The organism is Streptomyces sp. NPDC107517 (genome assembly GCF_055582645.1).
On sequence record NZ_JBVJPM010000002.1, the window covers coordinates 149817 to 176812 of the forward strand.

24 protein-coding genes and 3 pseudogenes are annotated in these 26996 nt (G+C 70.6%); 11 read left to right on the forward strand and 16 right to left on the reverse strand.

Annotated features, from left to right (window positions below; translation table 11 throughout):
* Positions 1–741: 741 nt before the first annotated feature.
* Complete coding sequence (locus ACZ67T_RS04400) at positions 742–906, forward strand: hypothetical protein (RefSeq protein ID WP_469981498.1); 165 nt, start codon at positions 742–744, stop codon at positions 904–906.
* Between the two features lie 31 nt (positions 907–937).
* Here ACZ67T_RS04400 and ACZ67T_RS04405 read toward each other — a convergent pair whose 3' ends face one another.
* Positions 938–1276 carry a hypothetical protein gene (locus tag ACZ67T_RS04405; RefSeq protein ID WP_469981499.1) on the reverse strand — a complete coding sequence of 113 codons (339 nt, stop codon included), beginning with the start codon at positions 1274–1276 and terminating at the stop codon, positions 938–940.
* A gap of 130 nt (positions 1277–1406) precedes the next feature.
* Between ACZ67T_RS04405 and ACZ67T_RS04410 the strand changes: the two genes are divergently transcribed.
* A complete protein-coding gene (locus ACZ67T_RS04410) occupies positions 1407–1649 on the forward strand; it encodes a DUF2277 domain-containing protein (protein ID WP_469981500.1) in 243 nt (80 codons plus the stop codon).
* 38 nt (positions 1650–1687) lie between these two features.
* On the opposite strand, the gene ACZ67T_RS04415 is transcribed toward ACZ67T_RS04410, so the two are convergent.
* The 5 genes from ACZ67T_RS04415 to ACZ67T_RS04435 form a co-directional block, all read right to left on the reverse strand.
* The gene (locus ACZ67T_RS04415) at positions 1688–2314 is read right to left on the reverse strand and encodes a DedA family protein (protein ID WP_469981501.1); all 627 of its coding nucleotides are present in this window, start codon (positions 2312–2314) and stop codon (positions 1688–1690) included.
* 583 nt (positions 2315–2897) lie between these two features.
* Positions 2898–3359, reverse strand: a complete 462-nt coding sequence (locus ACZ67T_RS04420) for a DoxX family protein (RefSeq protein ID WP_469981502.1) — start codon at positions 3357–3359, stop codon at positions 2898–2900.
* A 58-nt stretch (positions 3360–3417) separates the two neighbouring features.
* Entirely contained in the window at positions 3418–5379 is a 1962-nt protein-coding gene (locus tag ACZ67T_RS04425; RefSeq protein WP_469982245.1) for an FAD/NAD(P)-binding protein, read from the reverse strand.
* Positions 5380–5556: 177 nt separating this feature from the next.
* Positions 5557–7209, reverse strand: coding sequence for an alkaline phosphatase D family protein (locus ACZ67T_RS04430; RefSeq protein WP_469981503.1), 1653 nt, complete (start codon positions 7207–7209; stop codon positions 5557–5559).
* A 96-nt stretch (positions 7210–7305) separates the two neighbouring features.
* Positions 7306–7953, reverse strand: a complete 648-nt coding sequence (locus tag ACZ67T_RS04435) for an HNH endonuclease family protein (RefSeq protein ID WP_469981504.1) — start codon at positions 7951–7953, stop codon at positions 7306–7308.
* A 471-nt stretch (positions 7954–8424) separates the two neighbouring features.
* Here ACZ67T_RS04435 and ACZ67T_RS04440 point away from each other — a divergent pair, with 471 nt between their 5' ends.
* The 3 genes from ACZ67T_RS04440 (at position 8425) to ACZ67T_RS04450 (ending at position 12192) form a co-directional block, all read left to right on the forward strand.
* Complete coding sequence (locus tag ACZ67T_RS04440; protein ID WP_469981505.1) at positions 8425–9003, forward strand: TMEM165/GDT1 family protein; 579 nt, start codon at positions 8425–8427, stop codon at positions 9001–9003.
* 140 nt (positions 9004–9143) lie between these two features.
* Positions 9144–9809, forward strand: a complete 666-nt coding sequence (locus ACZ67T_RS04445) for an HAD-IA family hydrolase (protein ID WP_469981506.1) — start codon at positions 9144–9146, stop codon at positions 9807–9809.
* A gap of 253 nt (positions 9810–10062) precedes the next feature.
* Positions 10063–12192, forward strand: coding sequence for an MDR family MFS transporter (locus ACZ67T_RS04450; RefSeq protein WP_469981507.1), 2130 nt, complete (start codon positions 10063–10065; stop codon positions 12190–12192).
* Between the two features lie 44 nt (positions 12193–12236).
* Here the strand turns inward: ACZ67T_RS04450 and ACZ67T_RS04455 are convergent, their stop codons facing one another.
* The 3 genes from ACZ67T_RS04455 to ACZ67T_RS04465 all read right to left on the reverse strand — a co-directional run bounded on the left by ACZ67T_RS04455 (position 12237) and on the right by ACZ67T_RS04465 (position 13812).
* The gene (locus tag ACZ67T_RS04455) at positions 12237–12734 is read right to left on the reverse strand and encodes a GNAT family N-acetyltransferase (protein WP_469981508.1); all 498 of its coding nucleotides are present in this window, start codon (positions 12732–12734) and stop codon (positions 12237–12239) included.
* A gap of 309 nt (positions 12735–13043) precedes the next feature.
* Positions 13044–13361 carry an antibiotic biosynthesis monooxygenase family protein gene (locus ACZ67T_RS04460; protein WP_469981509.1) on the reverse strand — a complete coding sequence of 106 codons (318 nt, stop codon included), beginning with the start codon at positions 13359–13361 and terminating at the stop codon, positions 13044–13046.
* A gap of 37 nt (positions 13362–13398) precedes the next feature.
* Positions 13399–13812: a DnaJ family domain-containing protein gene (locus tag ACZ67T_RS04465; RefSeq protein ID WP_469981510.1), complete on the reverse strand. Its 414-nt coding sequence runs from the start codon at positions 13810–13812 to the stop codon at positions 13399–13401.
* A 107-nt stretch (positions 13813–13919) separates the two neighbouring features.
* Between ACZ67T_RS04465 and ACZ67T_RS04470 the strand changes: the two genes are divergently transcribed.
* Positions 13920–14315, forward strand: a complete 396-nt coding sequence (locus ACZ67T_RS04470; protein ID WP_469981511.1) for an FHA domain-containing protein — start codon at positions 13920–13922, stop codon at positions 14313–14315.
* A gap of 37 nt (positions 14316–14352) precedes the next feature.
* On the opposite strand, the gene ACZ67T_RS04475 is transcribed toward ACZ67T_RS04470, so the two are convergent.
* The 3 genes from ACZ67T_RS04475 to proP all read right to left on the reverse strand — a co-directional run bounded on the left by ACZ67T_RS04475 (position 14353) and on the right by proP (position 17710).
* The gene (locus ACZ67T_RS04475; protein ID WP_469981512.1) at positions 14353–15033 is read right to left on the reverse strand and encodes an O-methyltransferase; all 681 of its coding nucleotides are present in this window, start codon (positions 15031–15033) and stop codon (positions 14353–14355) included.
* A 41-nt stretch (positions 15034–15074) separates the two neighbouring features.
* Positions 15075–16208, reverse strand: coding sequence for a DUF2330 domain-containing protein (locus tag ACZ67T_RS04480; RefSeq protein ID WP_469981513.1), 1134 nt, complete (start codon positions 16206–16208; stop codon positions 15075–15077).
* An 86-nt stretch (positions 16209–16294) separates the two neighbouring features.
* Positions 16295–17710, reverse strand: a complete 1416-nt coding sequence (gene proP / locus ACZ67T_RS04485) for a glycine betaine/L-proline transporter ProP (RefSeq protein ID WP_469981514.1) — start codon at positions 17708–17710, stop codon at positions 16295–16297.
* A gap of 377 nt (positions 17711–18087) precedes the next feature.
* Here proP and ACZ67T_RS04490 point away from each other — a divergent pair, with 377 nt between their 5' ends.
* Positions 18088–20136, forward strand: coding sequence for a bifunctional glycosyltransferase 87/phosphatase PAP2 family protein (locus ACZ67T_RS04490; RefSeq protein ID WP_469981515.1), 2049 nt, complete (start codon positions 18088–18090; stop codon positions 20134–20136).
* Positions 20137–20165: 29 nt separating this feature from the next.
* Here ACZ67T_RS04490 and ACZ67T_RS04495 read toward each other — a convergent pair.
* Positions 20166–20492: pseudogene (locus ACZ67T_RS04495) on the reverse strand (ATP-binding protein); the annotation flags it as partial.
* Between the two features lie 86 nt (positions 20493–20578).
* On the opposite strand from ACZ67T_RS04495, the pseudogene ACZ67T_RS04500 reads away from it, so the two are divergent.
* The 3 genes and pseudogenes from ACZ67T_RS04500 (at position 20579) to ACZ67T_RS04510 (ending at position 21980) form a co-directional block, all read left to right on the forward strand.
* A pseudogene (locus ACZ67T_RS04500) lies at positions 20579–21410 on the forward strand (helix-turn-helix domain-containing protein).
* 34 nt (positions 21411–21444) lie between these two features.
* Positions 21445–21651: a DUF397 domain-containing protein gene (locus tag ACZ67T_RS04505; RefSeq protein WP_469981516.1), complete on the forward strand. Its 207-nt coding sequence runs from the start codon at positions 21445–21447 to the stop codon at positions 21649–21651.
* A gap of 80 nt (positions 21652–21731) precedes the next feature.
* The gene (locus tag ACZ67T_RS04510) at positions 21732–21980 is read left to right on the forward strand and encodes a hypothetical protein (protein WP_469981517.1); all 249 of its coding nucleotides are present in this window, start codon (positions 21732–21734) and stop codon (positions 21978–21980) included.
* On the opposite strand, the gene ACZ67T_RS04515 is transcribed toward ACZ67T_RS04510, so the two are convergent.
* From ACZ67T_RS04515 to ACZ67T_RS04525, 3 genes are all read right to left on the reverse strand, one after another.
* Positions 21944–23185, reverse strand: coding sequence for a PucR-like N-terminal domain-containing protein (locus ACZ67T_RS04515; protein ID WP_469981518.1), 1242 nt, complete (start codon positions 23183–23185; stop codon positions 21944–21946). The genes ACZ67T_RS04510 and ACZ67T_RS04515 overlap by 37 nt on opposite strands.
* A gap of 179 nt (positions 23186–23364) precedes the next feature.
* Positions 23365–24909, reverse strand: a complete 1545-nt coding sequence (locus ACZ67T_RS04520; RefSeq protein WP_469981519.1) for a DUF6801 domain-containing protein — start codon at positions 24907–24909, stop codon at positions 23365–23367.
* A gap of 91 nt (positions 24910–25000) precedes the next feature.
* Positions 25001–25597 (reverse strand): hypothetical protein, encoded by a 597-nt coding sequence (locus ACZ67T_RS04525; protein ID WP_469981520.1) that lies wholly within the window; start codon positions 25595–25597, stop codon positions 25001–25003.
* A gap of 455 nt (positions 25598–26052) precedes the next feature.
* On the opposite strand from ACZ67T_RS04525, the pseudogene ACZ67T_RS04530 reads away from it, so the two are divergent.
* Positions 26053–26977: pseudogene (locus ACZ67T_RS04530) on the forward strand (hypothetical protein).
* The last annotated feature ends 19 nt before the right edge of the window (positions 26978–26996 follow it).

Genomic DNA, 26996 nt, shown 5'->3' on the forward strand with positions numbered 1-26996 from the left:
AGGGTTCCGCCGATGGTGCCGGGTAGTGGCTGTCAGGCGGGTGTGAGTTCCGCGGGGTGTTCGGGTGGTGTCTCTGGGTCTGGGCAGAATCCGCGGACTATGTGTGATCCCGGTCCTTGCACGTCGAATGTTCCGCCGATGGTGCCGGGTAGTGGCTGTCAGGCGGGTGTGAGTTCCGCGGGGTGTTCGGGTGGTGTCTCTGGGTCTGGGCAGAATCCGCGGACCATGTGTGATCCCGGCCCTTGCACGTCGAATGTTCCGCCCAACGCACCCAACGGCGAACAGCGCGGGAGGCAAGGCGTGATGGAGCCGCTGACACCGCTGTCCTGACCCGACGACGACTCCCTAGTGGCCGCGGCCGTTGTCAGCAGGGCTCGTTGAGCTTCGCGACGCAGAACTTCATCGGCCGGCCCTCGAGTTCGGTGCCTGAGGTCGGGAGTTGGGCATCGGTCCTGGCCCCCGGCCGCGGCTCGCTAGCGTCCATCGACGGGCACGCGCGTGCGTGTGCGCACGGCCGCGCACAGTCATGTCCCCCCCTTGGAATGGTTTGTGTGCAGATGGGGCATTGTGCGTCACGTGAAGGAGAAGTGAAGGGAGCTTCCGTTATGCGGGCTCGGGGGGGGCGGAATGTCTGTGTGGGGTGGGTGTGTTGTCGTCGCGAGGCGCGCGCGACGTCGTAACTTCCGTCACTCCGCGGGCGTTTCACGCGACCTTCACGTGCATGGACGTAGGCTTCACGTTATGGCCACGACTTCCGAACCCGCGACCGTGCGGTCTGCCGCCGAGGTGAACGAGCAGATACGTGCCCTTTGGCTGCGCGCCGGGGGGCGGTTGAGCGCGGAGGAACGGGTGGAGTACGAGGCTCTCGTGGTCGAGTGGGCCGCCGCCATGCGTGAGGCGGCTTGACCGTCGCCGGGGGCGATCCGCTGGGGTTCGGTCACTCCGGGGCGTCGGCCTCGCGGGCGCGCTTGAGGTTCATGCGGGCGTCCACCTTGTCAGGTCCCGATATGTCCTTCCAGTAGCGATGGCACGTCACGAAGACCGCCAGCTCGCGCTCCCGCTGCCGTAGTTTTTCGACCTCGGCCTGTTCGTCCGGGGTCCAGCCGGGGGATGCGGGGCGCTCGCGCTTGCGCCAGCCGTGGTCGTCGTTGAACCCGTCCAGGGGGTCCACCGACCAGGGAAGCCGCTTCAGGAGGGTCAGGAGCTCCGCCCTGACCTGGTGCAGCTCCTCCTGGCCCGCCAGGAGGTCACTCGGGAAGTCATAGGTCGCTGCCACGCGGCAATGCTACGCCTGTTCGATTTCTTGGGGCGAGCGATGGAGGGCGTGTTCATTCGTACGTGTGTTTCGAACGTGGGTTCTTTGCGAAGGTGTGCGCGAGGGCGGGGGAGCGCGCGAGACTGGACGCATGTGCCGCAGCATCAAGACCCTTCGCCCGCCCGTCCTCCCCGAAGAGGCCACCGAGGAGGAGATCCGGGCCGCAGCCCTGCAGTACGTGCGCAAGGTGTCCGGCTTCCGGGCGCCCGCCGCGCACAACAAGGAGGTGTTCGACCGGGCCGTCGATGTCATCGCCCAGGCGACCGCCGAGCTGCTCGACGGGCTCGAAATCCGAGGCCAGGGACGCCAGTTGGCCCAGGAGCCGGCCGCCTAGGGGAGGCCGGCCAGGTCCCGGTGTGCGCCTCGCGTGGGTCAGCTCGCCCGTTCCACCGCCGGTCGCCGCATCAGGAAAGCAGCCCCCGCCCCCGCCGCGAACAACGCGAGCAGTGACACTCCCGTGGCCAGCCAGCTCGCGCCCAGCCACTGGCCGCCGAAGTAGCCGAGGGCCACGCTGTAGCCCGCCCAGGCCACGCCCGCGAGGGCGGACCACGGCAGGAACTCGCGGACCCGGCGATGAGCCGTGCCCGCCGCGAACGAGACGATCGAGCGGCCCGCCGGGGCGAAGCGGGCGATGACCACGAGGATGCCGCCGCTGGAGCGCGCCAGCGCCCCGCCGAGACGTTCCTGCGCGCTGGTCAGGCGGCGGGAGCGGGCGATCGTGCGGTCGAGACGTTCGCCGCCGCGCCAGGCGATGCGGTACGCGACCAGGTCGCCCAGTACCGACGCCGTGGCCGCCGAGAGGATCAGTGCCAGGATCGACGGCACCTCGGGCGCCACCTGCCCGGCCGTCGTCCCGGTTCCGGCCGCCGCGGCGGTGGCCGCGGTGATGACCAGGACGCCGCTCGGCAGGACGGGCAGGAACACGTCGAGCAGTACCGAGAGGGCCACCACCGCGTAGATCCACGGACCGCCGGTCAGCGACCCCACACTCTCCAGCACCGCGACTCCCCGTGATCCGTGTTGGTCGATTCCCCGGTCAGCGACTGACGCCGCGATGTCGCGGGGGCGGCAGGGGCGGCTGATGACAGCTGTACAGCGTACGCCTCGGTTGTGGCTGGAGGGTCACCAGGGGCTCAGGTGTTCTCCACACCGCGTTCACCCGGGTGCCGCGTCGCACGCGCGGCACGCTCCGGTGCCCCCGTGCGACTACGGAGCGGGAAAACCCGCCGTGAGCGGGAGGGCGCAAGCTGCGCGGACGACGGCGGCAGGAATCGCGGCGGGAGCGGGGGTGACGGCTGCGCTCGCGGCCGGCTGCGGGGGAGGCCGGTGGCGGGGGCGGGAGGCGGTGGGGCGGCCGGCGGTGGGGGATGGGCGCCACGGAATTGCGGGCGCGTGCACGGCGCTCATGCGCACCAGGGGGAAGTGTGGGCGGCGATCCGGCAGCGCCGGGCGGGCGCTGCCGGCGCCGTGGGGATGCGGTGCGGCTGTCGAAGGGCCCGCCGTCCGACCCCGGAGAGCGAGGTCTGGCCCGACGATCCGCCACGCACCGCATCCGCCACGTCGCTGAGAGGACCTCAGTGCGTCAAGCCGCCGCAGGCTCCGGCTCGGACGCCGAAGCGGCCGGCGTCTGGGCCTCGCTTCCGCCGCGTGCCGTGAAGAGCCGGTCGAGGCCGAGCGCCCCGGAGCCGGTGAAGACCAGGAGCAGCATGGCCCAGCAGAACATCGCGGACGGTTCGCCGCCGTTCTGCAGCGGCCACAGGGCCTCGGGCTGGTGGACCTTGAAGTACGCGTAGGCCATCGAGCCGGAGGCTATGAAGGCCGCGGCGCGGGTGCCGAGGCCGAGGGCGACGAGGGCGCCGCCGACGAGCTGGATGACGGCCGCGTACCAGCCGGGCCAGGTGCCGGTGGGAACGGTGCCGCCGCCCATCGCTCCGCCGAGGACGCCGAAGAGCGAGGCGGCGCCGTGGCAGGCGAAGAGCAGGCCCACGATCATGCGGAACAGGCCGAGGGCGTAGGGCTGGGCGCTGTTGAGACGTCCAGTCATAGGGGGACTCCTTGTGTCGGTCGGGGACGAACCGATGGAGGCCACAGGTTAGGGGACCCTAATCAACGCTTGCAAGTTCAACATTTGGCCATGGCCGGCACTCCGTGTCGGGTTCTGTACGGTCCTCGGCGGCCGTCCGCAGCGCCGCTCGCGCGACCGCGTCCGCGTCCGACAGGGTCACCGAATCCACCCCCGGCCGGGCCCCCGCCGCGGTCACCCAGTGCACCCCCTCCGTGGGCACGCCGACCGCGAACCGCCGTGCGTGTGGCCTGTCTTGACGGTCGATCAGGCGATACGGGCGCGGTGTCACGTCCACCCCGCCCGTCACGTAACCGTCGAGTGTGTGCGGCCGGGCGTGGCCCGTCTTCAGGAGCCCGGCGAGCAGTTGGTCGCCGGTGCGCGCCACGTCCGTCTCCGGCAGCCGCGCCTCGACGAGTGTGGTGGCCCTCACGGATGATCCGGGCACATCGGGCGAGTGCGCGACGAAGGCGCCGTCCTCGGTCCGCACGTCGAGGCGCGGCCCTATCACCGTCAGGACGCCGGACTCGATGAGCGCGGTCATCTCCTCGATGCGCCGCCGGGGCGGGCCGATCGAGAGGAAGGCGTTGAGCGGGGTGTACCAGCGGTCGAGGTGATCGCGGCGCGAGCCGCCGCCGATTCCGCCGTGGTCGACGGCCTGGCGCAGTTCGTTGCGCAGGTCGCGCAGCACGTCCAGGGCGGCCTTCACGGGGCCGTCCACATTGCCGAGCGCGGCGTGCGCCGCGTCCTCGCGCAGATGGGCCAGGAGCCAGGTCCGCCACGCGTCGGGCGAGCCGAAGTGCAACTCCGCGTGCGGCCGGGAGATGCGGTCCCAGGACCAGCGGACGCCCTCCGGGATCCCGAACTCGTACAGGACGTCGGCCTCTTCGGAGCTCTGGTGCGGCGCGGCGAGGAAGCCTTCGCGGAAACCGGCGTCCCCCGCGCCCGCGCGGCGCAGCAGTGTCTCGTAATAGACGGTCTCCACCTCCTTCGCGACGAGCGGCCAGATCTCGCCGAGGAAGTCCGGCGCGTCCCCCGAGTCCGCGCGCTTGCGGAAGCGCGCGATGACCTCGGCGGTGAGGACGGCCGGTTCGTGACGCCCGTACGCGCCCTTGGCGTTGTCGCCGCGCGCCTGGTACGGGATGCCGCGGCGCGAACCGGCGTACAGACGCGGCTCGCGGCCCGAGGGCTTGTACCGCAACTCCCCTGCGGACGTACGGCGGTAGCGTCCGCCGCGGCCCTCGGTGAGCAGCGCCATGTGGTCGAAGAAGTTGAGGCCGAGGCCCCTCAGCACGACGGCTTCACCCGGGGCGAGAGCGGAGAGGTCCAGGTCGGCCGGGTTGGCGGGCGGCACGTGGCGCAGGCCGTGGTGGAGGGCGTACTCGGTGAGGCGCGTCTGCGCGGGGCTCGCCGCCGCGGGCAGATGGCCCTGGGCGAGGACGACGGCGGACAGGCCGGTCAGTTCCTGCCCGTTGTCGAGTACGAGGGTCTGGCGGCCGTCGTCCGCGTCGTCGAGGCGCACGGCCCGCGCCCGGTGCACCTCAACGCGTATGGCGTCGGGCGCGCAATCCACGGTGTCGGCGAACACCCATTCCAGGTACTCGCCGTAGAGGGCGCGGGACGGGTAGTCGTCGGGGCCGAGCGGGAGTCCCTGGCGCTGGGCCCACTCATGCAGACTCGGGCCCCGGCGTATCGGACCCGAGCAGTCCACGCTGTCGTCGGTGAACAGCGTGACCTGTGAGGCGACGGTGTTCATCAGGAGTTCGGGCGCCTGTGAGGTCCGCCAGACGCTGCCCGCCCCCGGCGGCGCCGGATCGACGACGTGGACGGTGAGGCGGGCGCCGGGCGGCAGGAGCTCGACGGCGGAGGCGCAGAGTCGTTCGAGGACGCTGGTGCCGCGCGGACCTGCGCCGACTATCGCTGCGGCCGGCGCCGAGCACACTGCGGACAAAGAGGGACTCCCGGGGCATGTGGGGCTGCTGGAAGCGGAACGTCCGCTCATCATGCCGGGTCGCCCTGTCAAGGGAAGAGCGGAGTCCGGGTGTGCGCCGTATCTTCACCGTGCGGCCCCGTGGGCGACAGGCCTGGTCACGCACGGTCATTCACGACATTCACTCAGTACGGTCACCGACTCGGCACGGTCACTGACTCGGTACGGTCGCTCACCGACTCGGTACGGTCATTCACTCATCACGATGTCCGCCGCCTCCCGCAGCCTGGGCTTTCCGCCCGGCACCGGCTGTGCCTCCTGGAGCCGTAGTCGCGCCGCGCGACCCCGCAGCGTCAATGTCATCAGCTGGTTGCCGAACCAGGGCCCGCCCGTCTTGCGCCAGGAGACCGGGGGAGCGGTGAGCCGGCCGTGCCGGGCGAAGCGCCGTCCGAGGGCGCGGCCGAAGCCGCTCCAGCCGAGGCGGAATCCGAGCCGTATCGAGCCGGGGATGGAGTTGTGCAGCGGCGAGCAGGTCAGCTGGAGGACGCGCGCGGCCGGGGCCGGTGCGCCGGCGGGCCAGGCGGGTTCGGCCACGTACGCGTGGTGGACGTCGCCGGAGAGCACGCACACCGTCGCCGGCGCGCCCTCGCCGCCGCCCGCCTCGGCGATCAGCGCCGTCAGCGCGTCGAACGACGCGGGGAACGCGGCCCAGTGCTCCAAGTCGGCCCGCCTGCGCAGCTTTTCGCCGAACCGGGCCCACCGCGCGCCGCGCTCGCCCCGGCACAGCGCGGCGTTCCACCCCTCGGCGTCGTGCACGAGATGCGGCAGCAGCCAGGGCAGCGAGGTTCCGATCAGGAGATGGTCGTGCGCGCCGGGGGACTCCAGTGCCTGCTCCCGCAGCCACGCCGCCTCCGTCGGATCGAGCATCGACCGGTCCGTCTCGGCCAGGACGCGGGCGGCCCGCGTGTCGACCATCAGGAGCCGTACGCGGCCGAAGTCGCGCCGGTAGCTCCATCGCACGGAGGTCGCGTCGGCGTCGGCGCGGGCGGCGAACTCCCTGAGCGCGTCCGTCCCGTCGGGGTCCGCGCGCACCACCGCGTACACGGGGTCGGCGGCCAGTTCGGCGGGCGCCAGATTGCCCAGGTGCTGGTGGACCCAGTACGACATGAGGCCGCTGACGATCCGCTCGTTCCACCAGTCCGTGGCCCGTATCTCCGCCAGCCAGGAGGCGCTGGTGTTCCAGTCGTCCATGACGTCGTGGTCGTCGAAGATCATGCAGGAGGGGACGGTGGACAGCAGCCAGCGCACATCGGGTTCGAGCCAGGACTCGTAATAGAGCCGGGTGTACTCCTCGTAGTCCGCGACCTGGCTGCCCGGGGCGTCGCGCAGGTCGCGGCGGGCGGCGAGATAGCGGCGGGTCGCCGGTGAGGTCTCGTCCGCGTAGATCTGGTCGCCGAGCAGGAGCAGGACGTCGGGGCGCTCGGCGTCGGGCGCGGCGGCGAGTTCGGTGGCCAGCGTGTCCAGGGCGTCCGGGCCGACGGGGTCGTGGCCGTCGGCGGGCGGCGCGGCCCAGCGGCAGGAGCCGAACGCGATACGGACGGGGCGGGCCGCGTCGTCGTACGCGGGCGTGCGGATCGTGCTCGGCGGAAAGGGCGAGTCGGCGAGCGGCCAGACCCGGACGCCGTCGAGCACCACCTCGTAGGCCGTGGCACTTCCCGGCGTGAGGCCGGTCACCGGGATCAGCGCGTAGTGGTGGCCGCAGATCTGGAACGTGCGGGCACGGCCGGACGAGCCGTCCGCGCAGCGCACTTCAGCGGTGCACGGACGGCTCGCCTCGACCCAGACGGTCGCCGACGACTCGTCCACGTATCTCAGCAGCGGTCCAAGTCGCAGCCGTGCCACGTGATCAGCCTCCTCAGTCGCCCCGTACGGTACGGAACGACGGAGGCCGGCGGGGAGGTTCCGGCAGGCCGGGATTCAGATTCGCGGCCCGGGAGTTCAGCAGCCGCTGAGGTACGACGTCAGCGCGCTCTTCTCGGCGGAGTCCACCGAGAGGTTGTAGTAGTGCTTCACCTGCACCCACATGCGGACATAGGTGCACTTGTACGCGGCGCGCGACGGCATCCACGTGGCCGGGTCCTGGTCGCCCTTGGACTGGTTGACGTTGTCCGTGACGGCGATGAGCTGAGGCCGCGTCAGGTCGTTGGCGAAGCCCTGGCGCTGGGCGGTCGTCCAGGCGTTGGCGCCGGACTTCCAGGCCTCGGAGAGCGGGACGACGTGATCGATGTCGACGTCGGACGCCGCGCTCCAGGTCGCGCCGTCGTACTCGGAGTACCAACTGCCGGACGTGGCGGCGCAGCTGGAGTTCTGCGAGACGTTCGTGCCGTCGCGCTTGAGGACGACCTCGCGGGTGTCGCAGGCGCCGGACTGCGTGATCCAGTGCGGGAAGAGGTCGCGGCTGTAGCCGTCGGAGGAACCCTCGGCCTTGACCGTGAGCTCGCTGAGGTACGTGCGGGCGGTGGCTCCGCTGACCGGGGTGGGGGGAGCGGCCTGCGCGGCCGGGCCGTTCAGCAGAGTGAGGGCGGAGACGACGGCGGTGACGGCGCCGAGTGCGGCGGCGCGTCGACGCGCGTAGAACATGCGCATGTGAACTCCCTTGAAGTGGGGGGAAGTTGGCCGAGCGGGCCCGGCCATGCTGGCGCTCCGGGGTTTCCGGGAGATGTGCGCCGAGTGACAGGGTCGCGTCAACGGCGCGTACACATCAAGGGGGCGGACGTGACTTCCGGGGGAGCGGGCGTGACGTGGGGTGCGGGCCGGTGGTACCGGGGCGGTGTGTACGGGCGTGACGCGGGTCATGCCGATTCGCTCAGCAGTTCGCGTAGGATGGGCGGCGCAGAAGGGGAGTAGCTCTTCGCCGGACCGTCGACATACTGCTCAGCTCGTTCTGAGCCGGCGCCCGGAGGCAGGACCCGTACACCCGGTCCGGCCAGCGAGACCTTCGGCAAAGCAGTGATTCATCTGCGTGCACACCTGTGTACGTACCTGAGCGCTGCCGTGCCGAGGTGTCGTGAAGGACTGCGTGACTCTCGGCGGGGCAGCCCGACCGATTGAGGAATTTTGATCAGCATCAGCGTGATGGCGGTCGTCTTCGGCATCGTCTTCCTGGCCGAACTCCCCGACAAGACCGCGCTCGCCGGACTCGTCCTCGGCACCCGCTACCGCGCCTCGTACGTCTTCGCCGGTGTCGCCGCCGCCTTCGCCGTCCATGTCGCGCTCGCCGTCGCGGCGGGCAGCGTTCTGACCCTGCTGCCGCAGCAGCTCGTGCACGCCCTGACCGGTGTGCTGTTCCTCGGTGGCGCGGCCGTCCTCCTGATGAAGAAGGACGAGGAGGAGGAAGAGGTCCGCAAGCCCAAGGACCAGAGCTTCTGGAAGGTCTCCGGCGCGGGCTTCATGCTCATCCTGGTCGCGGAGTTCGGTGACCTGACGCAGATCATGACCGCGAACCTCGCCGCCCGCTACGACGACCCGCTCTCCGTCGGCCTCGGCGCCGTCCTCGCCCTGTGGGCCGTCGGGGGCCTCGGCATCGTCGGCGGCAAGGCGCTGATGAAGCGGGTGCCGCTCGCGCTCATCACGAAGGTCGCCGCGGTCCTGATGCTCGGCATGGGTGTGTGGAGCCTTTACGAAGCGATGGCGTAAGCCGTGGATCCGGCCCTGACCAGGGCCGCTGGCGTAGTCGCCACCCTGTTTTGTACAGTCGAGGAACAAAGTGGCTCCCGCCCACTCACCCTGACCGGTGGGCGGGGTCACCTTGTTCCTACGCCTGGAGGACCCTGCCGATGACGGCCACCACTGTTCTGTCCGCCCGCGCCCTTCTGCTCGACATGGACGGCACGCTGGTCAACTCCGACGCGGTGGTCGAGCGCTGCTGGCACCGCTGGGCGGCCCTCCACGGACTCGACGCCGTCGAGGTCATGAAGGTGGTCCACGGCCGCCAGGGCTACGCGTCCATGGCGCTCCTCCTGCCCGACCGTCCCATGGCCGAGAACCACACCGAGAACGCGCGCATGCTCGCCGAGGAGACCGCCGACGTCGACGGCGTCGTCGCCGTGCCGGGCGCCGCGCAGTTCATGGCCTCCCTGCGTGAGGGCGGTCTCGCGCACGCCCTGGTGACCTCGGCCGACGTGGCCCTGTCCACCCGCCGCATGGCCGCCGCCGGCCTCACCCAGCCCGACCTGCGCATCACCGCCGAGAGCGTCGGCGCCAGCAAGCCCGACCCCGAGGGGTTCCTCAAGGGCGCCGCCGAGCTGGGCATCGACCCGGCCGACTGCGTCGTCTTCGAGGACTCGGAGGCCGGGATCGCGGCCGGCCGCGCCGCCGGGATGCGCGTTGTCGGCGTCGGCCCCCGCGCGGGCGCGCACGGCCCCACGGTGGTCGTGGACGACCTGACGCAGGTACGGGTCGAGGCGGGCGCCGCCGGGGAGATCCTGCTCCACATCGGCTGACCGCCCCCTGGATCGGCGAGTACCGCACCCCTCTTATCTGTCGCGGTTACATCTGTAGCGCCGGGCTCGTGCCGCGCTGTCTGTCGGGCTCGTGCCGCGCTGTCCGCCGGGCTCGTGCCGCGCTGTCTGTCGGGTTCGCGCCGTGCCGTCTGTCCGGCCCGCGCCGCGCGTCCGTCGGGCCCGCGTCGCCGCACCCCTCCTGAGCGCCTCGGCCTCAACAGGCCAAACCGGGACACACATACCATCCTGGTACATGGCAGAGCCCCCGCCGGCCGTGTCCGGCGCGGTGTCTCAGGAGGTGTCCATGACCCAGGACGCTAGCGGGGGCCTTCCCCGCACGGACCTGACGGCAGGCCCCGGCGTCGACCGCACCAGCTCCACGATCGGCGGCGGCCACGCCCCCCGCAGCGTGACGGTCTCGATCGGTGCGCTGCTGCTCGGCATGCTGCTCGCGGCGCTCGACCAGACCATCGTCTCGACGGCGCTGCCGACCATCGTGAGCGACCTCGGCGGCCTTGAACACCTGTCCTGGGTCGTGACCGCGTACCTGCTGGCGTCGACGGCCGCGACGCCCCTGTGGGGCAAGCTCGGCGACCAGTACGGCCGCAAGAAGCTCTTCCAGATCGCCATCGTGATCTTCCTGATCAGCTCGGCGCTGTGCGGTATGGCGCAGAACATGCCGCAGCTGATCGGCTTCCGTGCCCTCCAGGGACTGGGCGGCGGCGGACTGATGGTCCTGTCCATGGCGATCGTCGGCGACATCGTCCCGCCCCGTGACCGGGGCAGGTACCAGGGCCTGTTCGGTGCCGTCTTCGGCGCGACGAGCGTGCTGGGCCCGCTGCTCGGCGGGCTCTTCACCGAACACCTCAGCTGGCGCTGGGTCTTCTACGTCAACCTGCCCATCGGCGTCGTCGCGCTCGTCGTCATCGCGACCACGCTCCACATACCCGTACGCTCCGCCAAGCACACGATCGACTACCTCGGCACCTTCCTGATCGCCGCCGTGGCGACCTGCCTGGTCCTGGTCGCCTCGCTCGGCGGAACGACCTGGGCCTGGGACTCGGCGCAGATCATCGGCCTCGCTGTACTCGGTGTGGTCCTCGCGGTGGTGTTCGTCCAGGTCGAGCGGCGGGCCGCCGAGCCGGTCCTGCCGCTGAAGCTGTTCCGCATCCGCACGTTCACGCTCTCCGCGGTGATCAGCTTCGTCGTCGGCTTCGCCATGTTCGGCGCGATGACGTATCTGCCGACGTTCCTCCAGGTCGTCCAGGGCATCTCGCCGACGCTGTCGGGCGTGCACATGCTGCCGATGGTCATCGGGCTGCTGCTCTCCTCGACGGTGTCCGGCCAGATCGTCAGCCGTACGGGCCGCTGGAAGGTCTTCCCCGTCGTCGGCACCGGCGTCACGACCATCGGTCTGCTCCTCCTGCACCAGCTCGACGAGAACAGCTCGACGGGCGAGATGAGCGCCTACTTCTTCGTCTTCGGTCTGGGCCTCGGCCTCGTCATGCAGGTCCTCGTCCTGATCGTGCAGAACGCCGTCTCGTACGAGGACCTGGGCGTCGCCACCTCCGGCGCGACGTTCTTCCGCTCCATCGGCGCCTCCTTCGGCGTCGCGATCTTCGGCACGATCTTCTCGAGCCGTCTGGGCGACAAACTCACCGACGCCCTCGCAGGCCGCAACCTGCCGCCCGGCGTCGACGTGAACGCGCTCCAGTCGGACCCACGGGGCATCGGCGCCCTGCCGCCCGCCGTACGCGGACCGGTCCTGCACGCCTTCGCGTCGTCCATCACCGACGTCTTCCTCTACGCCGCCCCGGTCGCTCTCGTCGCTTTCGTGCTGGCCTGGTTCCTGCGTGAGGACAAGCTGCGCGGCTCGGTCACCGCGCCGGACGCGACGGAGACCCTGGCCAGCAACCCCGTACAGCGCTCATCGCGCGACGAGGTGGCGCGGGCCCTGTCGGTGCTCGGCACCCGGGAGGGGCGCCGCGAGATCTACGAGAAGATCACCGAACGGGCGGGCTACGACCTGCTGCCCGCCGCGAGCTGGCTCCTGCTGCGCATCAAGCGGTACGGGTGGGCGGAGCCGGCGGCGCTCGCCGAACACAGCGCCGTACCACTGCCCGTGATCATCGCGGCGGCCCGGCAGGTGGAGGAACGGCGCCTCGCCACGCGCCTGGGCGTGGACCTCGTCCTCACCGACGAGGGCCGCGAGGTCGCCGGGCGGCTGTCCGCGTCCCGCGAGGAGTCGCTCGCCGAACTGCTGGGCGACTGGTGGGGCCCGGACCGCCCGACGGACCTGGTGCAATTGGTGGAGGAGCTCAACGCGGAGCTGTGCGGGTCGGACGCGGAGCGGCCGCACGACGGCCTGGCGGCCGGCCCCTGACGCCACCGCTCAGGCGCTTCGGGCCCGGCTCGCCGGCAGGCCCGTCACAGGAGCTTCTTGGTGAACCAGTGCTCGGCGAACTCCTGGTCGTTGTGCGGGGCCGTCTCCTGGTAGCCGTGGCGCGCGTACAGCATGCGGGCCTCCACCAGGTCGCCCCGCGTGTCGAGCACGACCCGCCCGGCGCCGAGACCCCGCGCGGAGCTCTCGACCTCCGTGAGCAGCACCGAGCCGCCGCCCTTCCCGCGCATCTCCGGCCGTACGAAGACGCGCTTCAGCTCGCCGGTCGAGGCGTCGATCATCCGCACGCCCGCGGTCCCGGCGGGCACGCCCCGGTACCGCGCGACCAGCAACACACCGCTCGGCGCCGCGAGATAGGCACCCGTGTCGGCGGCGACCTCGCGCTCCAGCTCGTCGGGGTCGGTCGTGTGCCCCTCGTGCAGCAGGTACCAGCGGTCGCTGACCTCCGTGTAGTACGCGCGCCACAGCTCCGCGGCGACGGCGGAGTCGAACGGCTCAGGGGTGACGGTCCACGGCGAGTTCATGCGCGCATTGTCGGCGAAGGGACGGCGCCGGACGCAAACGGTTTTCGACCTGTGCAGGTACCCGGGACTCGGACACGCTCTGCTGCCGTGACCGACGCACGTGTGACGGACGTATCTGGCACAGACGTATCTGGGACGGCGCGGCAGGCGGAGCAACTGCAGTGATCCGCAAGGACACTGGGCCCGCAGCGTGATCGTGTGCGGAGCGCACATCGATCCTCAGCACCTTCAGCGCCTCCGTCAACGGAACGTGCCCCACACCCGATCAGGGGTGCAGGGCACGTTCCGGCGAGCCGCCCGGTGCGCGGACTACGCGCTCTTGGGCGCCGCCTGCTGCACAACCTCGAAGGACCACACCGAGGACCCGCTGGCGGCGGGCTTCGGGCGGTCGCCGCCGCCCTGGTGGGCCGACTTCATCGGGCCCTCCATCCACGCCTGGAACGACGCCTCGTCGCGCCACCGCGTGTACACCAGATAGTCGTCCGTGCCCTCGACCGGGCGCAGCAGCTCGAACCACTCGAAGCCGTCCGAGTTCTCCACCGCGCCCGCGCGCGAGGCGAAGCGCTTCTCCAGGGTTTCCCGCTGTTCAGCCGGGACGGTCAGGACGTTGATCTTCACAATGCTCATGGCGCCCATCCTCGCGCACCGGCGCGTGAGATCGGCGTCAGGACCCGTGCGCCCCGCGTCGCTCGTGCCAGTCGCGGACGATCTCCTCGACGTCGTACGGCTTCAGGCCGAGCGGCGGGCCCGGCGGGGGCTTGAACATCATGTCGCGGATCTTGTCGTTGATGTCCGTGATGATTTTGCGGACGATCCGTTCGGAGGGAGCCCGCGCCGCCTCGGCGAGCGCGTCCTCGGCCTCCTTGCGCAGGGCGAGTGACGGGGGCAGCACGGAGAAGCCCTCGCGGGCCATCTTCTGCTTGATCCACCAGTTCTCGTCGTACGTCGTGTCGGCCGTGCTCGGCAGCGGCTTGCCGGCTCCGGCAAGGTGGGAGAAGTCTCCTGCGCGCTCCGCGTCGCGGATCTGCTTGTCGACCCATGACTCGAAGCTGACGTTGGGCGGCTTGCGTTCGGTCATGGGCCCATTGTCCCAGAGGGCATCCCGTAGGGGCAGGGGACAACTTAGGATGCGGCGTCGACGGATCCGGTACCGACGGGCCGCGAAAGACCGAAGGAGCTGTGCGGGTGCTGGAGCTGACCATGGCCTCCGTCGCGGGGGCGGACGCGGGTGCGACGGCCGGGATGCTGATGGCCGACGCGCCGAGCGAGCCGGGAGCCGTGCTGCGCGTGGGGCGTGACCGGAACGTGTGCCGGCTCGTGACGCCCGACGACTGGCTGTTCGTCTCGCGCGTACATCTGGAGTTCCGCTGCGGGCAGGACGGCGCCTGGTCCGTGTTCTGGCTGCGCGGCTCGCACCACGAGCCCTCGTCCGAGGTGCGCCTCACGCTGACGGGCGGGGAGCCGCGGCCCCTCGTGTACGGAGGGGCCGCGGCTCTCGCGCCGGGTGCGTCCGGTGAGGTCGTGGTCCTGGACCGCAATGAGCCCCGCAGCATCAACGTGAGCTTCTACCACGAGGTTTGACGACCGGTCAGGTCGACCTGGGCGTCGGGGACGGGCGCTACGGCAGTACGCGGGCCAGCGCGAAGCCGTCGTAGCCCTTGCTGCCCACCGTCTGGATCGCCGTGCCGTCCAGCCTCGGGTGGTCGGCGATCATCTGGAGCGCGGCACGGGTGCCGCGGATGTCGGGGGCCGCACCGGAGTCGTCCGTCACGCGGCCGCCGCGCACCACATTGTCGACGATGATCACGCTGCCGGGGCGGGTCAGGCGCAGCGCCCACTCGACGTAGTGCGGGTTGTTGGCCTTGTCGGCATCGATGAAGACGAGGTCGAAGGGGTCGGAGTGGTCGGCCGCGACGCCGGGCAGCGAGTCGAGGGCGGCGCCGACCCGCACCTCGGCGATCTTGTCGAGGCCGGCGCGGGCGAGGTTGCCGCGGGCCACCTCGGCGTGCCGGGGGTCGTACTCCAGGGTGACGAGGACGCCGTCGGCGGGGAGGGCGCGGGCCAGCCAGATCGTGCTGTACCCGCCGAGCGTGCCGATCTCCAGGACGCGGCGCGCGCCCTGGATCTGGGCGATCAGGTGGAGGAACTTGCCTTGGTTCGGGGCGACCGCGATGGGCGGGAGACCCGCCGCCTCGCTGTCCGCGAGGGCCGCCGTCAGGGCCTCGTCGTGAGGGGCGAGGACTCCGGTCAAGTAGTCGTCGACAGCGGTCCACTGCTCTTCGGATGCGTGCTCAGCCATGGCCCCATGATGGGCGTACCGGGCGGCGGGCCGCACGGGATTCAGCCCAACGGCGGCGGGGCGTGCACCGGCGGCGGGGGCGGCACCGGCCGCCGGGAGCGCCGGCGCAACCACAGGACGGCGGCCGCCGGCAGGAGCAGGGCCACGGGCAGCGCAACGGTGAGCAGCCACACCGGGACGCCTTTGGCGGTGAGGAGTTCGTCGTCCCACACGACGCTGCGGTGCGTGGCGTCGCTCGCGGCGCGCCGCAGTTCGTGGTCGCCGTAAATGCGCGACGGCTGCGGGAAATCCTGGGTGAGCGCGGTCAAGTACCTCTCGTCGCCCGCGAATTCGGGCAGTGCCCCGCCGGACTTCGCCGGGATCCGGCCCGCGTACGTGACCTCCGGGGCGTCGCCGCCGATCGTGGAGCGCGGCTCCATGCGGTGGGCGGCGAGCACGTACAGGCGCAGGTGCTGTTCGGTGCGGGCGAGCTTCGACAGCCGCATCGGGTAGACGAGGCGGTCGCTGGCGAAGGTGAGGTGGAGCGGGTCGAGGGCGCCGCCGAGCACGCTGTCGCCGTCGGCGGGCGCGAGGCGGATCGCCACGTACTCCCAGCCCTGCTCGACGTACGGGCGCAGCGCGTTGTCGAGGCGGTCGGGAAGCTGGAAACCGTTCTCGTCGAGCCAGCCGGCGAGTGCGCCGGGGTCGGTCGCGGTGAGGCGGGCGACGTCGAACGGTCCGAGGTGCTCGCGTCCGACCACCTCGACGGGGCCGCCGGGTGCGCCCTCGCCGGCCGTGGCGCCGTCGCCGCTCCCGCCGTCGAACGGCCAGTCGTCGGCACCGGGCCAGAAGTGGTGCCGGGTCCGCTCGACCGGTGCCGTCACATCGCTCAGCTGCGTGAAGAGCCCGGCGTCGCCGAGTTCGACCGACGCACGGTGCGGTACGGGCATGATCCAGGCGGCGTCGCGCACATGGCCGCTCACCGACAGGCTCATCACGATCTGCTCGCTGTGTCCGTCCCAGCGCACCGCGGACGTCTCGTCGTACACGGTGAGGTCCGTGCCCGCGGGCGGCACCATCGCGCCGCATCCGCACGCGTACGCCGGTGACACGAGCGCGGCGATCTGGAACGCCATGAGGGCCAGGGCTGTCAGCAGCGCCCTGGCCCTCATGGTCAGTGGTTGTGCGGTTCTCATCCCGGCCCCCGATGTCGCGCCCTGTGTCTGCGTGCCGTGTGCGGCGAAGGAGCAGACGGCGCGCGGGGGGAGCGCGGTTGCCGGTGTTACGCGGCTGTAGCGGTCGCGGACCGCGGCAGGTCGCAGGGCTCGACCGCGGGCAGCGAGCCCGGCAGCGGGCGGCGCGCCGACTCGGTCATGAACCACACGGCGACACCGCCGATGACGGCCGCGGCCATCATGTAGTACGCGGGCATCATCATGTTCCCGGTCGCCCCGATGAGGGCGGTGACGACCAGCGGGGTCGTGCCGCCGAAGAGCGAGACGGAGATGTTGAAGCCGATCGACAGCGAGCCGTAGCGCACCCGGGTCGGGAAGAGCGCGGGCAGCGCGGACGGCATCGCCGAGGTGAAGCAGACCAGGAGCAGGCCGAGCGCGCCCATGCCGAGGGCGATGGCCCACAGGGAGCCCTCGCGGATCAGGAGCAGGGCCGGGACGGACAGCGCGAGGAACCCGACGCAGCCCGCGGCGATCACCGGGCGGCGGCCGACACGGTCGGAGAGCGCGCCCGCGAACGGCTGGACGATCATCATCAGCGCCATCACGCCGAGGACCACGAGGAGGCCGTGCGTCTCGTCGTAGTGGAGCTCACTGGTGAGGTAGCTCGGCATGTACGACAGGAGCATGTAGTCGGTGACGTTGAAGACGAGGACCAGGCCGACGCACAGCAGCAGCGCCTTCCACTGGCCGGCGATCATGTCGCGCACCTTGACCTTGGACCGGGCCTTCTCCGACGCGTGCGCGTTCTCCAGCTCGGCCGCGAAAGCCGGGGTCTCTTCCAGTCGCATGCGCAGATAGAGGCCGATGATGCCCATCGGGCCCGCGATCAGGAACGGGATGCGCCAGCCCCAGGACAGCAGGTCGTCCGAGGAGAGCAGCGCCGTCATCAGGGTCACGAGGCCCGCGCCGCCGATGTATCCGGCGAGGGTGCCGAATTCCAGCCAGCTTCCGAAGAAGCCGCGCTTCTTGTCGGGCGCGTACTCGGCGATGAAGGTGGACGCGCCGCCGTACTCACCGCCGGTCGAGAAGCCCTGCACCAGACGGGCCAGGAGCAGCAGGATCGGCGCCCAGACGCCGATCGTCGCGTACGACGGGATCAGGCCGATCGCGAACGTGCCCGCCGCCATCATGATCATGGTGACGGCGAGGACCTTCTGCCGGCCGACGCGGTCGCCGAGCGGTCCGAAGACCATGCCGCCGATGGGGCGCACGAGGAACGCCGCGGCGAAGGCGCCGAAGGTCGCGAGGAGCTGGGCCGTGGGGTTGCCCGAGGGGAAGAAGACCTTGCCGAGGGTGACGGCGATGTAGCTGTAGACACCGAAGTCGAACCACTCCATCGCATTGCCGAGCGCCGCCGCCTTGACCGCGCGCTTGACCAGCGCTGGATCGGTGACGGTGACGTCGGGGGAGGCGCCCTTCGCGGGGGCGGTGGTCCTGGGTGCGACGGTTAGAGCACTCGACAAGGGTCTGCTCGCCTGCTTTCAACGGGGACAGGGACGTGTCCGTGCGGGACGGACGAGGCCGCCCACAGCGGGGCGGCCGGAAATCGACCATAGGGGCTTGCGCGATCATTACGGGTAGTGTTCGAACCATCGCGCAGCGTGGGAAAAGTGGGTCCGGCCAGGCATGACGCCCCGGTCCCGGCGCGGCGCAAACGGACAGATCTGTGAGCTTTGTCGCGGCCCTCGACCGCAACCATGCAGACCCCGCAGGTCCCGCGTCATCGTCTTCCGGTCAAAAACCGGTGGACGCTCAGGTGAAGCGGGGGTTGCCTGCGTCTCACCCCGGGGGAAGTGCGAGCCTCTTGGGACAGTACGCATGGCGGGAGGGCCGACGGCGCGTGGCAAACGTGGAGCATGGACCGGGCAAAGCCTTGGTGGCGGGGGCCGCGACAGCGCGGTTGGGCATGGTCCGGGCGGGCCTCTGGCTGATCGCCGCGGTGCTCGCGGTGCGGCAGGTCGTGGCCGTCCTGAGCACCCCGAGCGGGGAGCGGCTCACGGACCTGGAGACCTGGATCGGTCCTGAAGGCGTCCTCCATGTGAAGGGCTCCCTCTATGACGCCGACCGGTTCACCGGTACCCCGTTCGGGGGACTCGTACTGAAGCCGCTCGCGCGGGGCGCCGAGCAGGCACTCGGGTGGGCCTGGACCTTCGGGACGCTCGGCCTCGTCGTCGTCCTCGGTCTCGTCGCCGCGCGTGCCCTGCCCAGGCCCGTCACCCGGCGCACCTCGCTCCTCGCCGCCCCGGTCGCGGTCAGCCTCCTGATGCTGTCGCTGCCGGTGCGCAACACCCTGCATCTCGGCCAGACCAGCATCATCCCGGTCCTTCTGGTCCTGCTCGGCTGCTTCGCCGCCCGCGGCGAGAAGAGCTCGGGGCTGCTCATCGGCATCGGCGCCGCCCTCCAGCCGACCGTCCTTCTCTTCGCGCCGCTCCTGTGGTTCACCGGCCGGCGGCGCGCCGCCGTGTCCTCGGGCGTCACGTTCGCGGTGAGCACGCTCCTCGCGTGGGCCGCGATGCCGCACGACTCGTGGACGTACTGGGTGCACCACCTGGCGGGAGCGGGCCTCGGTTCGAGCCCCGACGGGCTCGCCAACCAGTCGCTGCACGGCGCACTCCTGCGCTTCGGCCTGGAGGGCCCCCTCGAGATCGGGCTCTTCCTGCTCCTCGGCGCCGCCGTCGCGGTCGTCGGACTGCGGCGCGCGGTGCGCTACGCACAGGACGGGCAGCTCCTCCTCGCCGTCGCCCTCACCGGCTGCGTCGCCGTCGCCGTGTCGCCGACGACCTGGCAGCACCAGCTCCTGTGGGTGCTGCTCGCCGTGGTCGGCCGCGTCGGCAGGAAGGCGTCCGACCGGTACGTGTGGCCGGTCGCGGTCATTCTCGTGACGACGCTCCCCGCGAGGATGCTGCTGCCGGGCACGGCGCTCGCGGATCCGCTGCGCGACAACGTTGTGCTGATCGCCGCGGTCGTCGCGGCGACGCTCGTCCCGTTCCTGTCCCGCACCGCGCCCGAGTACCGCGCGCCCATCCCCACCGAGTACGCGAAGCCCGTCCCCTCGCGCTGGTCACGGGTCCCGCTCATGCCGTTCTGGCGCCGGGTCCTGACCCGCCCGAACCTGCTGCTCGAACTGCTTCTGATCCGCGTCGGCTACTACGCGTACCAGCAGGTAAGGCTCGCCGCCACGGGCGGCACGACCACCGGGGGCCGGGCCACCGCCGAGGCGCACGGCACGCAGGTCCACTCCCTGGAGAAGTTCCTCCACATCGACATCGAGCACTGGGTCAACCACGCGGTGGTGCAGGTTCCGTGGCTCAAGTCGTTCTTCAACTTCTACTACGAGTCGTTCCACTTCATCGTGCCGCTGTGCGTCCTCGGCATCCTCTATGTCCGCAGGCCCGCCCAGTACCGCTGGGCCCGCTCGGCGCTCGGCTTCGCCACGGTGCTCGCCCTGATCGGCTTCTGGTTCTACCCGCTGGCCCCGCCGCGCCTCATGCCCTCGCTCGGCTTCATCGACACCCTGCACGGCGTCCAGGACTTCTCCAAGCCGGACTACGGCACGCTGACCGCGCTCACCAACCAGTACGCGGCCATGCCCTCGCTGCATTTCGGCTGGTCCCTGTGGTGCGGACTCGTGATCGTCGTGTTCGCGCGGAGGTGGTGGATCAAGGCCATCGGTCTCATCCACCCCCTGTGCACGATCTCCGCGATCATCGCCACCGGCAACCACTGGGTGCTCGACGCGGTGGGTGGCGCGACGGTGGTCGGTCTCGGCTTCCTGCTGACGTACATGCTCCAGGGGCCCCGGGCGCGGACGGTGACAGCGGCGGCCACCGGTAAGGTGGACGAGGCGACGCATTCGAACCAGACGGTCTTGCCGACCGCCAAGGGCTGAACACCCCACTTCGCCGCGATCGCCGAGACGATGGCGAGGCCGCGGCCCGACTCGGCGAACGGGTCGGCCGAGTGCGGTGCTTCCGGCGGGAGTGCAGCCCCCTCGTCGCTCACCTCCGCCCGCAGGTGCCCGGTGTCCGGGTCGTGGAGCAGCCGCACCTCGGCTCGCGCGCCGGGCACACGGCGTACGACGTCGGACAGCAGCTCCGTGACGCCGAGCGCCATGTCGTGGCCCAGGTCCGCCGGGACCGCCCAGTCCTCGCACAGAGCGCGGACGATGCGGCGTACGTGGCGGGCGGAGTGGGTGCCGAGGGTGAGTTGCAGCGTGTACGCGTGCTGCTCGGTTTGCTCGTTCATGGGACGAGCGTGACGAGCCCTGACTGCGCTGTGCAATCGAGCGAATACAGCTGGCCCACGCGTGGGCCGAGTTGAGGGGGCTGTGCGTGGTCCACATCAACGTCCTCGATCCGAGCGCGTCGCCGCTCGACTATTACGGCTATGAGCTGCGCCGTCACCGGGAGGCCGCCGGCCTGACCCAGAAGCAGCTCGGGGACATCGTCAATTACACCGGATCCCTGGTGGGCCAGATCGAGACGGCGCGGAAGTTGCCGACGCCGGAGTTCAGCGAGCGGTGCGATGCGGCGCTGGGTACGGACGGGTCGTTGTCGCGGCTCATCGACTTGGTGCTGCGCAGTGAACTCCCGGCATGGTTCCGGCAGATCGCCGAGCTGGAGTCGCGGGCGACGGAGATCGAGGCGTTCCACACGCATCTGATGCACGGCCTGGTTCAGACGGAGGCCTATGCGCGGGCGGTGCTCGGGTACGTGGACCCAACTGACCTGGATCGGCGAGTTGCAGCTCGGTTGGGCAGGCAGCGCATCTTGCAGAAGGAGAGGCCCCCGCTGCTGTGGCTCGTCCTCGACGAAGGGGTGCTGTACCGCGAAGTCGGCGGCGCCGCGGCGATGCGAGTGCAACTGGGGCGACTGTTGGATTTCGAGGCGAACCCCCAGGGTCAATATCCAGGTGCTGCCGTTCACGGCCGGCGCGCACGCTGGAAGCCCTGGCCCGTTCGACATGTTCCGGTTCTCGAAGGACCCCACGATCGTCTACACCGAGGACTACGAGACAGGCCATGCGACCGCCAACCCTGACGCCTTCAGCGAACGTTCCCTCCGTTACGCTCACTTGCAGGCGGCGGCACTGTCGCCTGTGGACTCAGCGAGGCTGATCCGGAGCGTGGTGGAGGAGCGCTATGGCGGGGATCCAGTGGCGTAAGTCCAGCTACAGCTCGGACACGGGCGGCTCCTGAGTGGAGTGCGCGCCGCTCGGAGCGCTCAGCTGGGTCAAGTCCTCGTACAGCGGTGATCAGGGCGGCGAGTGCGTGGAGGTCGCCGAAACCCCCTGCGCCGCCGTAGCCGTCCGTGACTCCAAGAACCCGGCCGGGCCGAGCCTCACGTTCTCGGCGGACGTGTTCCGTGGGTTTGTCGCCGGGTGCATGAACTCGTATGGGAATTAGTCCCGTTCGGCACAGTTCGGGTGGGCCCGTTGTGGGTCGGCGCCGGACGGCCCTAGCGTCCCGGCATACGTAGAGCAGGCGTGCTGGTCGCGGCGTTCGTCATCGCGTTGTCGTGGATCGCGATGTCCGGGGGCGGGGCCGCCGCCGCATCGGGGCAAGTGGGCGCGGGGACCGCGACGTTGACGCCGCCGGGGGCGAGCTGTCACACGGTCACCCGTGAACTCAGGCTCGACGGTGGCGGGACGCTGGCCGCCACGCAGGCGAACTGCCTGGGTGGGATCAATGTCGGTGATCACGTCTCTCTCGTGCTCGACGTCGTCGTGACCTGACCGGCCGCGCCGCCATGGAGGTGCAGGGACCGCAGTGCCACCTCCATGGCGAACCGCCGCTCCGGGTCCTCCAGTTGGGGGCCGAAGTGGGCCTCCAGGTTGCGCAGGCGGTAGCGGACGGTCTGGGCGTGGACGCCCAGGGAGTCGCCGACCTGTTCCGCCGTGCCGCGGGTCGTCAGCCAGGCGTGCAGCGTCTCCACGAGGCGGGCCCGGCGCTTGCCGGAGACGGGGTCGAGCGGGGCGAGTTCGCGGCCCGCGATCTGCGAGGTCAGGGCCGGGTCGGAGAGCAGCCAGAGCGTCACGAGGTGGTCCGCGCAGTCGAGTAAAGACGCGTCGGCAACGATGTCATCGTCGACGAGATGCAGGAGCCGGCGCGCCCAGCGCAGCGAATCCGCGGCTTGCTCGGTCGGTACCGTGAGGCCGATGGCGAGCGGGGTGTCGAAGGCGGCGGACCCCAGCATGGCGCGGCGCTCGGGGGTGAGCGGGCCAGGGATCAGCACGTGCGGCTGCGGGACACCGAGGTCCGCGAGGATGTCGGGATCGAGGCTCGCCTGGATGCGGTCGGGGGCGGGGGCGCGCAGGGCGATCAGGGTGACCTCGGTGGGAAGTGTCCAACTGACTTGCTCGCAGAGCTCGTTGACGGTCGCGTGAGCGAGCGGGGTGCCCGCGAGGATGAGGTGCAGCAACCGTCTTCGCAGGGTTTCTCCAGCGAACCCCGATCTCGCCTGCACCTCCAGATAGCCCTCCCGTGAGAGCGCTCCCAACTCGTCCACGTACGCGAAGAGCGCGTCGGCGAAGGTGAGCAGGAGGGCCGGGGAGAGGTCGTAGCGGCGGCCGATGGTCTTGGTGCGGCGCAGCGCCACGCGGGCACCGAGGCGGTAGGCGCCCTGGAGGGTTTCCAGATCGCGGCCCTCGTAGGCTTCGACTCGGCCGAACTTGCGGAGGAGTTCGTCGCGCAGGTCGGACGGTGCGCCCGGGTCGGCGACGCGGTCGACGAAGGCGGAGAGGGCGAGTTCCACGCCCTGGCGGATGGCGGTGGCGTTCGGGCCGTTCAGGAGGTGTGCGTACTCGGGATAGGCACGGGTCACCTCGACCCTGATCTCCTTGATGAGGCCCGGGAGTTCGGGCCGCATGATGGCGGCGAACTCCCGGGGCAGCGGGCCCAACGGCTCGTTCACGTCCGGTGGTTGTACGTGCTGGGGCATGGCACGGTCCTCGCTGTACGGGCGCCCGGTGGGGGACGGGTGCCGCACGGGCCCATGGGGGTGGCCCATGTGGCCCTCGCGGTGGCCGTCAGGTGCATACCTTTGAGAACTCCTGAAGCTAGAGCAACTTGCGTGTGACGTACACCACTTGGCAGAGGGTTGTCCGGAAGTGAACCTTCTCAGGAGGTCTTGCCTCCGGGCAGGGGCGGGATGACGGGCGGGCACTGGGCCTTCGGAGGGCCGGGGATGCAGGTCGCGGCCTGGTTCATGATGATGGCGTTGCCGGGGCCGCTGATTCCGGCCGTGAGCAGGTGGTCGACGTTCTCGCCGTTCGCCGTGCAGCCGGTGAACGCGGGGATGTCGACCGTTCCTTTGAGGATGCCCCCGGACAGGACGTTGAGGTAGCGGCCGGTCGTCGAGGTGAAGTCTCCGCGCAGCGTCACCCGGTAGCGCTCCGTGTGGCAGTTGGAGCCGACGTCCAGGGGGGTGCCGTTGACCTTCACGTCGTGGACGCGCAAGGACTGGAAGAACGTCGCGACGGCGAAGTTCACCGCGTTGGGGGAGACGCCGATGGTGCCGGTGGAGATGGTGATCGGTTCGTTCTTGAACGAGACCTTGGCAGTGACAGGTGTGAAGCCGAAGGAGAGGAAGGTCGACTCGGCGTCGGGAAGGCCGAGTTCGCCCAGGCTGTCGATGCGCGTGTAGAAGGGCCCGGACGCCCTGAACTGCGTCTGCATGGCCGCGCGGATGTTCATCAGGCCCGGTTCCTTCGCCGGGTCGTTGATGATCATGGAGCTGTTCTGTTTCCGTACGGTGCTCAGGCCCACCGCGTACGCGCATGCCGGAACGCCCGGGAGGGACAGCGGGGGGCGGAGCACCGTTCCGGGCAGAGGCTCCGGAAGCCGGCTGAGGTCGGGGACTCCGGTGGGCGGCGGTGGCGGGCAGGTGTCCGCGCCTGTGGTGCCGCTGTCCTGTGGGGTGACGGTGAGGCCTTCGCGTGGCGTGCCGGTGCCGCCGGAGGTGCTCGGCGAGGGTCCGCCGTCCTGGCCGGTGCCGTCCGGCACGCTGATATGGGCGAGACGGGTTCGTGCCGGATCCTTGTCCGCGGGGGCGCAGGTGAGCGTGAACGAGGCCGCGGTGCTCGGCACACCCTTCGTCAACGGGGTGAGTTTCAGAGTCAGTTCAGCGGCGTAGAGGTCAACGTCGCCCGGTTCGCTCACGGTGATCGTGGGGGCTTCCCCCGTGTGGTCGAGGTGCAGGGTGTTGCCGGGCGACGGGGTCGGGGCATTGGCCACCTGCGCGGACCAGGTGGCGTCGGCGGACATGTCGCCCTGGCGTACTCGGACGCCGAGCGTCGCCGTGCTGGCCAGTCCGTCCGTGCCCGAGGGAAGCAGCGCGGCGAGGTCCGCGAACGGCAAAGTGGTCCCCAGCGTCAGGGAGCCGGTCCGGATCGGCAGGCCGGGCCGGGCGGAGGTGGGCAGTTGGGTGCCGACGCGGGCCGTCGTGTGCACGGTGGTGCCCGAAGAGGTCGCGTCCGGGGTGGCCGAGGCCGCCCCGTCGGCGGGCGGGGCGGGCACCGCACAGTCGTAGGCGATCTCGGCGGTGGGCTGCCCCGCGTCCGCGTGCGATCCCGGCCCGGACAGCAGGCCCGCGGCCAGTACGACGGAGGCGACCGGCGCAAGCCGCAGCGGACGCCCCACACGTGACCTGACTGGCACTCTCATCTGCTGACCTCCACTGGTGGGCGCCGAACGCGGTCGGGCCCGCCGCCGGTGATCGACCGGCGGCGGGCTGCCTGGGGACGAGCTCAGGACGTCACGGGGAGGAGACGACCGGGGTCTGGTCCAGGACGTAGTCGCCGATGAAGTCCGCGGGGTCACCCGCGTTGATCAGGCCGAGGCAGCTGGCGCCGGCCTCCGCCGCCAGGGTGCCGCCGCCAGTGACGTGCAGGGTGTGGGTGCTGTTCGTGTAGTGCCCTGTCACACTGCCGGAGAATGTCGCGGAGCAGCCGATGCCGCTGATGCTGGCCTTGATCCCGCTGATGGTGCCGTCGGCCTCGTCGGTGCCGTTCATGCTGTCGAGGTTGATCGCCCACGGCAGGTTGCTGGGCGTCACGCTGAAGGGGATGCCGCCCACCTGGCAGTTGGTGAAGGAGATGTTGTCGACCGTTCCGATGCCGGCACCGTCGAGCCCGGAGCCGTTCTTGAGGGTGCCCGAGGCGTCCGACGAGTCACACGTGAGCGTGGTGGCCGGCACGGACAGGGTGGGGTTGACCGCGTGGGCCGTGTAGGAGGTGCCGCCGGAGACGGTGAACGTGGCCAGCGCCCCGGCCGAGGCCTGGGTGACGGACAGTCCGAGGGCCGCGCCTGCGGCGGCAACGGCGAGAGCGGTGTTGCGGGCGATTCTGCGCACGATGAATCCCTCCAAGGGATGGGGTGGCGTACGAGATGGAATGCGCCGCCCGGCGGGGACCAGGGCGGGCTACGGCTCAACTCCCTGCGGACGTAGCCGATGTGAAGGAGCGGCTGTCCGTCGCCTAGGAAGGGACGTTACGAGCAAGTAACCGCGGCCCGCAATGGAGTGGTGTGAGATTCCTTGCTGGTGAGAGTATTCGCTGCGTTTCTTGTCGGCCGTTGCTCAATCGGGTCGCCGCTTCTTGTCGCCGGATGAGGACTTCGAGCGGCGGGCGCGAATATGCTCACTCGGTGAGCATTTCGGTCCGGGTACTGCTCAGCGTGCGACAAACGCGCGAGTAGCTGAATTCCCGTCAACGAGCCCATTGCCGCAGAGGGTTTCCGGTCAGTAACGTCCCAACAGCCCGACGTCTTCTCCCCGCGCACTTTCGACCTTCGCGAAGGGAATTCACCATGCGTATCCGCAGACCGGCGGCGGTGCTCGCCGTGACAGCTCTGGCCACGCTCGCCGCCGTGGCGCCGTCGTCGGCTGCCACCGAACTGGGCGGCGCCTGGGCCCCGTTCACCCGGTGCCCCGTCGACAACCCCGCCATGCTCGCCGCCGACGGCCAGACCGACGTGGCGATCTGTATCGCCTCCAGCTCGGCGAGCGGCTCCATCAAGCTGGGCAACTCGCAGGTCCCGACGGGCCGCACCGACCTCCAGGCCGGCGTCGTCACGCACCCCGGCGGCATCTCCACGGTCGTCTCGCCCCCCGGGCGGCGCCCTCGTCGCGGACCCGGCCGAACTGCCCGGCGGGCTACTCGGGTTGATGTGCCCGAGCGACATTCCGCTGGTGAGTGACATCTGCAAGCAGCTGACCGACAACACCCTTAACCGGGTGACCGCCACCGTCGAATCGGTGAACACTCCGACCGACTTCCAGCTGCTCAACGGCGTCCAGCAGGGCAAGCCGATCATCACGCTCCCGGTCCGCATCAAGCTGGACAACCCGTTCCTCGGCGACTCCTGCTACATCGGCTCCGCGTCCGACCCGATCGTGCTGCGCCCGCAGAACGTGACCGCGCCGGCCGTCTCCCAGGGCCGGTTCGACCCGGACGGCACGGTCAACCCGACGGGTGTCCTCGGGCGTATCAACGCGGACGACGCCGACCAGGGCGACGTGACGTACACCGTCCCCGGGGCCAACGGCTGCGGCCTGCTCGGCACCCTCGACTTCGCGGTCAACCTGAAGTCCGGGCTCCCCGCGGCCTCCGGCAAGAACAACGTCGTGCTGAAGAGCGCGTCCACGCACGTCGCGGTGTTCGCCGACCCGAGGAGCGTGGCACCCGACGAGGGAGCACTGCTGTCGCAGTACTGGCATGCGGCCGTGAAGTAACCCCGCCCCTGGCCTTTTT